Origin of the sequence: Roseobacter sinensis (assembly GCF_025755255.1) — a bacterium.
GTDB classification, from domain to species: Bacteria; Pseudomonadota; Alphaproteobacteria; order Rhodobacterales; family Rhodobacteraceae; genus Roseobacter; species Roseobacter sinensis.
The window spans coordinates 175,082-181,942 of the sequence record NZ_JALIEB010000010.1 but is presented as its reverse complement, the minus strand read 5'-3'; the positions used below and the strand labels follow the sequence as shown (position 1 = coordinate 181,942).

Sequence of the window (6,861 nt, the reverse complement as noted above, 5' to 3'; positions counted from 1 at the left end):
CGCGCGGGTCCGGCGTTCAGCCAGACCCGCGCGCCCGCTGCCCCGGCGCTCCGCACCACCGTCAGGTTCACGGCCTCGGGGATTTCGTTTTGCAAGAGCACGAGCTCTGTGCCGTCGGGAATACGGATCGCGCCCGCATCGATGTTGAGATTGGCCGCGGACACGATCACCGCGGCGTAGTCTCCCTGCGCATCGACGATCGCCGCGCTCATGCCAGACGGGCCTGGATCGTCCTGCAGCTGAGTGATATCGACGCCAGCATGCGCCAGCGTATGGCGCAGCTTGTGCCCAAAGGCATCTGCACCCACCCGCCCGGCGAAGGCGACCTCTGCCCCGAGCCGCGCTGCAGCGACCGCCTGATTGCCAGCCTTGCCACCAAAGACGTAATCCACAGCCGAGCCAGCCACGGTTTCATCCAAGGCCGGCACATGGGGCGCACGCAGCACCACATCGAGGTGCAGCGCACCGACAACCAGCAGACTCACCTGGCCAACGCCTGATGCACAATGCGCATCGCGGTCGGCGCATCCTGCATCGCAATGGCTGCCTGCAAGTCGGCATCGCCGACCAGCCGCGCCGCCACGGCGCGCAGGCGCTCGGCCACCTCGATGTTGGTGCGGGCCTCCGCGACCGGGTCGAGCCCGGAATGATCCGGGAACGTGTCGAAGTAGATGACCCCCTCATAACCGGCGCGCTCCAGTTCGACCAGAAGCTCGACGGTCTGAACGGGGTGCACGGCCGCCACCATCAGCCCGTTGTCCCATTTGCCGTAGCCGTCATTGAGATGCACGCCGAGGATGCGGGCGTGTCGGGCCACGAGATGCGCGGCGAAGGCGGGCATCTCGTCGGCATAAAGCATATGGGCAAAGTCCAGCGTCACGCCGGTGTTGGCGCGGCCTAGCTCCTTCAGCGCGAGCAGCGTCGTGGCGGCGTCGGGCATGAGTGCGAAGGCCCGGGGTTCATTGGGCTTGTACTCCAACGCGATATCGATCGCGGTGTTGTGGTCCGCGACCTCCGCCATAGCCTCCAAGCTCCGGTCCCAGGCCGCGGCATAGTCCATCTGAAAGGAGTAGTCGAAGCCGTCCTGCCCCATCCAGAGCGTCATGAGGCGCCCGCCCATCTCGGCCAGCGCATCGAGGCCGCGCTTGGTCTCGTCGATCGCGGCGCGACGGGTCGCGGCATCGGGGTGCGTGAACGCCCCGAGCTTGTAACCCGGATCCGTGTAGTAGCGCATGGCCAGACCGTTCAGCGCCATGCCATGGTCGGCCAACACCTGGCTGAGGTCGGCGGGAGTGTCTTGCAGGAAGTGATCGGGGTAATTGAGATCTGCCGCCGTCAGCCCGGCTGTGGCTGCGCGCCGGAGCAGATCCGCTGTCGTGATTGTGTTATTTCCTGGCCAATACTCTGCTGCACCGATCTTGAAGGCATTGAGACGGGCGGCATAGCGAGGACGGGTCGGAGCACTCATGACCGAAAGCCTAGCGGCAAGACCCCGCAACTGGCAAACCGGTTTTTCGAGAGCACACGGGTCGAGCAGCGCCAGGCCCGCGTCTGGATGCGGGGGTCACCCCCGCATCCAGACGCGGGCCACCCCAGATCCCCAAGCGGCGCGACCAGTCTTCGGGCGTCGGATATCGGCCAGATCCACGCGCGCCGCGAATGGCCACCACTCAGTTCCCGCTTGTTCCCGTTTCCACCGCCTCGGCCACATCCGACGCATCCCAGAAGCCGATGAAGACGCCCTGTGCCACCTCCTGGCCTTGCCCGGCCAGGATCTCCGCATCGCTGATGGTCGTCCGATTGTGATGGCGCAGCGCCCAGCGGTGCATCAGCCCGGCCAGCCGCGCACGCTGATCGCCATGAACCGGGTCCGCGCCCAAATCGCAGACCTCGTCCGGATCCGTCTCGAGATCAAACAGCATCGGACGGAACCCCTCGCAATGGATGTATTTCCACCGCCCGTCGTAGACCATCACCAGCCGGCAATCGGGGATCGGCTGGCCAAGCAGCTGTTGCGCCCGGCGTGCGGAATAGTCGTACTCGCTGATCACCGCGCCACGCCAGGGCGGATCTGCGCCATGGATCAGCGGCAGCAGGGAGTGTCCTTCGAGGATATGCGGCCGCGGATCGCCTCCCGCCCAATCGACGAAGCTGGGCGCGAGATCGATGGCTTCAACCAGATGCGGCAGCACCTGCCCCCGCGTCGCGTCAGCCTCCGGCGTCGGGTCCACGACGATCAGCGGCACCTTGACGGAGGGCTCGTGAAACAGCTCCTTTTCGCCCAGCCAGTGGTCGCCCAGATAGTCACCGTGATCGGACGTGAAGACAATCAGCGTCTCCGTGCTGCGCCCCGTCTCGTCGAGCCAGGCCATCATGCGCCCGATCTGGTCGTCGAGCTGCGCGATCAGGCCCATGTAGGCGGGAATGACCCGCGCGCGCACCTCGTCGCGTGCAAAGACCCGGGAGAAGCGATGCTCGAAATAGGCGGCCAGCACCGGGTGCGGATCCTCGCGCTCCACATCCGCGCGAACGGCCGGCAGCACGTGCTCCGGCCCGTACATCTCATGATAGGGCGCGGGCACAATGTAGGGCCAGTGGGGCTTGATATAGCTGAGGTGCAGGCACCAGGGCTGATCGCCCGCGTCTTCGATGAAGGCCATGGCGCGGCTCGTCGTGTAGGGCGTTTCGCTCTCCGCCTCAGCCACCCGCGCAGGCCTGTCCGCATGCTGCATGAGCCAACCCGAGAGGATCTCGTCATCGTCCCCTTGCGCCGAATTGGCCCATTGCTCCCAGGGGTTTGGCCCGCCATAACCCAAACCCGCGAGGTGATCGTTGTAATGCGACGGCGGTGTGCCGCCACTCGGGTGCACGCCATCAAGCCGGTCCCAGACCTCAAAACCACATTCAGCGATCCGCGCGCCAATCCCGGAGCCGGGATCGATCCCCAGGCGTCTCATGCCGTCGATGTCCGGCGCCATGTGGGTCTTGCCGCAAAGCGCTGTCCGCAGGCCCAGCGGCTCCAGATGATCCGCCAGCGTCATCTCCCCCACCCGCAGCGGCGTCTGGTTCCAGGTCGCGCCGTGGCTGCGCACGTATCGCCCGGTATAGGTGCTCATCCGGCTGGGTCCGCAAATCGGCGATTGCACATAGGCGTTGTCGAAGCGCACGCCACGGGCGGCGAGCGCGTCGATATGCGGGGTCTTCAGATGCGGATGGCCGGTACAGCCGAGATAGTCGAAGCGCAGCTGATCGCACATGATGAAGAGGATGTTCCTCGCGGTCACGGCGCGCGCCTTCTCGGGTCAGATCGCCACGAGATGGTTGTCGAAGGCCAGATCATGCTGGCCGATCCGCGTAAGCCGTTTTCCCACATGATGCACCCCTCCCAGCCCATCGGTGGCGAGGCCCGCACCCCCACTGGCCGCCACCCCGCAGATGTCAGCTTGCGGGCTCTGGCTCAGAAAGCCAAGGGTCGGGTCGAAGATCTGCACAACCCCTCCGCGCGGCGAGGTGGCTGCGATCCGACCATCCGGCAGCGCCGCGACCGAGCCCACATAGGCCGCGAGGCGCCGGGTGGCTTCGGGAGGGCTGTCGAGCAGACGCAGAGCGCCATCCTTGTAGAGCCCCACCAAGGCGGGGCTATCGAAGGGGTCGCCCTCCCACTGAAAGCCGCAAGCCACGCGCCCATCGGTAAACCCTGCGATGTGACGCAGTGAGCTAAGATGCAACGCCTCTGGCAGCGCCACCTGATCGATGATCTCGCCGTCGTCCCGCATCAGCGTCAGGTTGGGACGCATGGTTGCCAGGTTCAGCTTTTCGCGCCCGGTTTCCGGTCGGGTGAGGATGCCCCCGTTGGCGACCGCCAACAGCGACCGCGCCGGCAGGCGCAGCATCTCATGCGGACCGATGCCGCCCGACGGCATGGCGCCCACGCGTGCATAACCGTCATCCCGCGCCCAGATGCCGATCCGCCCCTGCCCGCTGGCGACGTGGTTCTCGGTGGTAAGCAGCCGGGTTCCGTCCTGCGAAAACGTGCCATGGCCGTAGAAGTGGTGCCCCGCCGGCGCGGACAGCTCCTGCAGCACGCGGCCCGAGACGCAGTCGAGCACAAGCGCATATGTCCCCGGTCGTCGGGCAAAGGCGACCGCCTCGGGTCTGGTGGGATGGGCCACCGCAGCGTGGCCCCGGCCCGGCAAGGGCTGGGTGAAAGCCAGTTCGCCGCCGGGCCGCAGCCCGGCCAGAACATATCTGCCATCGGGCCGCATCGCCGCCGCCAGGTGGCTGGGCCCGCCCGCATCCGCCCAGCTGAGCTCTGCGGTCATGCCACTGGCCAGAAGCCCCGCGAGAAAGCTGCGCCGGTTCGGCATCAGTCGCCGTCCAGCGCATTGAAGCCGGCGCGTACCCCCAAACCGGCGCCAATCTCTTCAGCGACCGCGCGCTGAACCGCGGCGACGCCCTGCTGCAACACCTCCGCGCGAAGACGCGCCGCAGGGTCGGCGACACCGTGCAAGGCGGGATCATCGAGGCTTTCGGCCCGTGCGATCGCTTCGGCGAAGGCGGCACGGGACTTCGGCATGTCCTGCTGCCCCGCCAAGGCTGTTGCAAACGCCTGCAAGGCCTGCAGGTTGAGCGTGATGTTGCGCAGGCTGCGTGCGGACCGGCGCGCCTCGGCGCGCGTGGGCCGCGGACGCTCGTAGGTGCCCAATGGTCGCCCCAGCCGCTGATCGTGCAGGAACTCCAGCCCGGTCGAGAGCGCCGTATAGAGCACCCGCTGCACCTCGGTCTGCGACGTGTAGATGTCGTTCTCGGGGCCGGGGTGCATCAGCAAGGCCGCGTGCCTCTCCCGCCAGGCCGCCTCAAGGCGCGCCGCACTCTGCGCCAGGTGCCGGGCAATAGCCTGTGCCAACGCGCAGGTGTAGGGCGTTTCATCGCGCGCGCCGTAGAGCAGGCTTTCAAGCGCCATCAGCCCCTGGGCGGCCACTGACACTTCGGCGAACTCGGCCGGATCATTCACCGCTGGGTCTTCGGCCGCGATGAGCCGCCCGAGCGCCTTTTCGGTCTGATTCTTCGGATCGGGCCAGAACGCAATGGCAAGCGACAGCCCCTCTGCCTCGATGGGCCCGAACTGGATGTGGCTGACGCCCATCCAGGCGTCGAAGGCCGCGTGGTAGCCGGCCTGCATCTGAGGTCGCTGGCAGGCAGCGCTGGCCGTCACGAGTTCCTCCGTTGCTGCCGCGAAACCTGCATGGGCGGGCAGAATGTGATCGCTCACAACGGCGCCCACCCCGGCCATCGAGGGGAGCGGCAGGGCGAGCAGGGCTGCGCAGAGAAGCCGCCTCATGTCAAAGGCTCTCGAGGAAGCGGATCAGCGCGTCACGATCGGGTTTCGGCATCTCGACCACGCGATCCCGCGCGGCCTGCGCCTCGCCGCCGTGCCAGAGGATCGCCTCCATCAGCGAGCGCGCCCGCCCGTCATGCAGGAAATAGCTGTGGCCCGAGACCTGTTGCGTCAGCCCGATCCCCCAGAGCGGCGGCGTCCGCCATTCGCGGCCCGTCGCCCGTGCCTCGGGGCGGTTGTCGGCCAACCCCTCTCCCATGTCGTGCAAGAGCAGATCCGTATAGGGCCAGATCAACTGGAAGCTCTGCTCGGGCTGGCCGTCAAGCCGGTGCGTGACGAATTTCGGTCTGTGGCATGACGTGCAGCCGGTCTCGTAGAACATCTGCTTGCCCCGCAAGACCTGCGGGTCCTCGTAGTCGCGCCGCGCAGGCACCGCGAGGTTCGAGGAATAGAAGCTCACCAGTTCCAGACCGAGCCGCCCGATCTCGGCATCATCGTGATCGGGCGTATTGCCATTGGGTGCCGCGCGGCAGGCGGGCTGTGCGACGGTGCAATCCCCGAAGCCAGTGGGGTGCAAGGGCGTGGATATGCCGATGTCGCCGTGGAAAGCGCCGGCGGACTGCTCCCAGACGCTCGGCGCGCCCGCCTTCACCCCGAACCGGCCCAGCATCGGCCGGTCATGGACCTCGGACCACACGATGTTCGCGCGGCCCGAAATGCCATCGCCATCCGCATCCTCAGGGTCGGCATTCGCGAGAATATCCGCCGCCGGGATCGCATCGAGCAAGCCGAGGCCGATCATCTGCGGCGCGACGCGCAGGCTCGTCATCACCTCCGGGTGCAGCGGGCCGTAGCCGAGGTTTTCCAGCGCCAGCGCCGGCTTGCGCAGCGACACAACCTCGCCGCCTGCCAGCTCGACCTCGCGTTCCTCGTAGGTGATGGCAAGACGGGCCTCCGCCGGGTGGCCGGCGATGCCGAAGTCCTGGATCTGACCGCCGTAGGTGGGCTCCGGCGCTGTTGCGATGTACTCCGCAATCTCTTTGGTACGTGCGTCTTCGCCCGCGAGAACCGAGAGGCGCACGATCATGGAAACCGCCGCGTCCGCTGGGCTCTCTGGGGGGTGGCCGCGCCCGTCCTTCAGGTGACAGCGCTGACAGGAGCGCGCGTTGTAAAGCGGCCCCAGCCCGTCAGAGGCCAGCGTCGAAGACGGCGAGGACACCCACAGCTTCTTGAAGAGCCCGTTGCCCACCTTGAATTCAAGCTCGCGCTCGAAGCTCATATTGGCGGAGGGCTGGCTGAACGCATCGGCCGTTGTCATCGCCCGCCCCGTGGCCGCCCCGCCGGGGTTCGCCTCGAACCGCTCGGCCTGCGAGAAATCCGTGGTGGGCGCCGTGATCTTTGCGATGCGCGCGACCTCGTCCTGCGTGCGCGGGATCACCGGCATGTGCAGATCCGCAAGCTCTGCCGCTGCGTCCGTTGCAAGGCTTGCGGCCAGCACTGACGCCAAAAAACTGTAACGTTTG

6 protein-coding genes are annotated in these 6,861 nt (G+C 67.0%); all 6 read right to left on the bottom strand.

What is annotated here, in order from left to right:
- The coding region (locus MUB52_RS15670; protein WP_263845178.1) for a PfkB family carbohydrate kinase at nucleotides 1-485 on the bottom strand (485 nt) is incomplete at its 3' end.
- Nucleotides 482-1,468 (bottom strand): sugar phosphate isomerase/epimerase family protein, encoded by a 987-nt coding sequence (locus tag MUB52_RS15665; protein ID WP_263845177.1) that lies wholly within the window; start codon nucleotides 1,466-1,468, stop codon nucleotides 482-484. The genes MUB52_RS15670 and MUB52_RS15665, both read right to left, overlap by 4 nt.
- 202 nt (nucleotides 1,469-1,670) lie before the next feature.
- On the bottom strand, nucleotides 1,671-3,284 hold the full coding sequence (locus tag MUB52_RS15660; protein ID WP_263845176.1) for an alkaline phosphatase family protein: 1,614 nt from the start codon (nucleotides 3,282-3,284) through the stop codon (nucleotides 1,671-1,673).
- A gap of 18 nt (nucleotides 3,285-3,302) precedes the next feature.
- Nucleotides 3,303-4,367 (bottom strand): DUF1513 domain-containing protein, encoded by a 1,065-nt coding sequence (locus MUB52_RS15655; RefSeq protein ID WP_263845175.1) that lies wholly within the window; start codon nucleotides 4,365-4,367, stop codon nucleotides 3,303-3,305.
- Entirely contained in the window at nucleotides 4,367-5,341 is a 975-nt protein-coding gene (locus MUB52_RS15650) for an imelysin family protein (protein WP_263845174.1), read from the bottom strand. The genes MUB52_RS15655 and MUB52_RS15650 overlap by 1 nt, the downstream gene beginning before the upstream one ends.
- A gap of 1 nt (nucleotide 5,342) precedes the next feature.
- A complete protein-coding gene (locus tag MUB52_RS15645; protein ID WP_263845184.1) occupies nucleotides 5,343-6,782 on the bottom strand; it encodes a di-heme oxidoreductase family protein in 1,440 nt (479 codons plus the stop codon).
- Nucleotides 6,783-6,861: the final 79 nt, after the last annotated feature.

What these genes read in the sequence shown, in the direction of transcription:
- MUB52_RS15665 (WP_263845177.1), bottom strand. Translation starts at nt 1,468, where the DNA reads ATGAGTGCTCCGACCCGTCCTCGCTATGCCGCCCGTCTCAATGCCTTC.
- MUB52_RS15655 (WP_263845175.1), bottom strand. Translation starts at nt 4,367, where the DNA reads ATGCCGAACCGGCGCAGCTTTCTCGCGGGGCTTCTGGCCAGTGGCATG.
- MUB52_RS15650 (WP_263845174.1), bottom strand. Translation starts at nt 5,341, where the DNA reads ATGAGGCGGCTTCTCTGCGCAGCCCTGCTCGCCCTGCCGCTCCCCTCG.
- MUB52_RS15645 (WP_263845184.1), bottom strand. Translation starts at nt 6,782, where the DNA reads ATGCCGGTGATCCCGCGCACGCAGGACGAGGTCGCGCGCATCGCAAAG.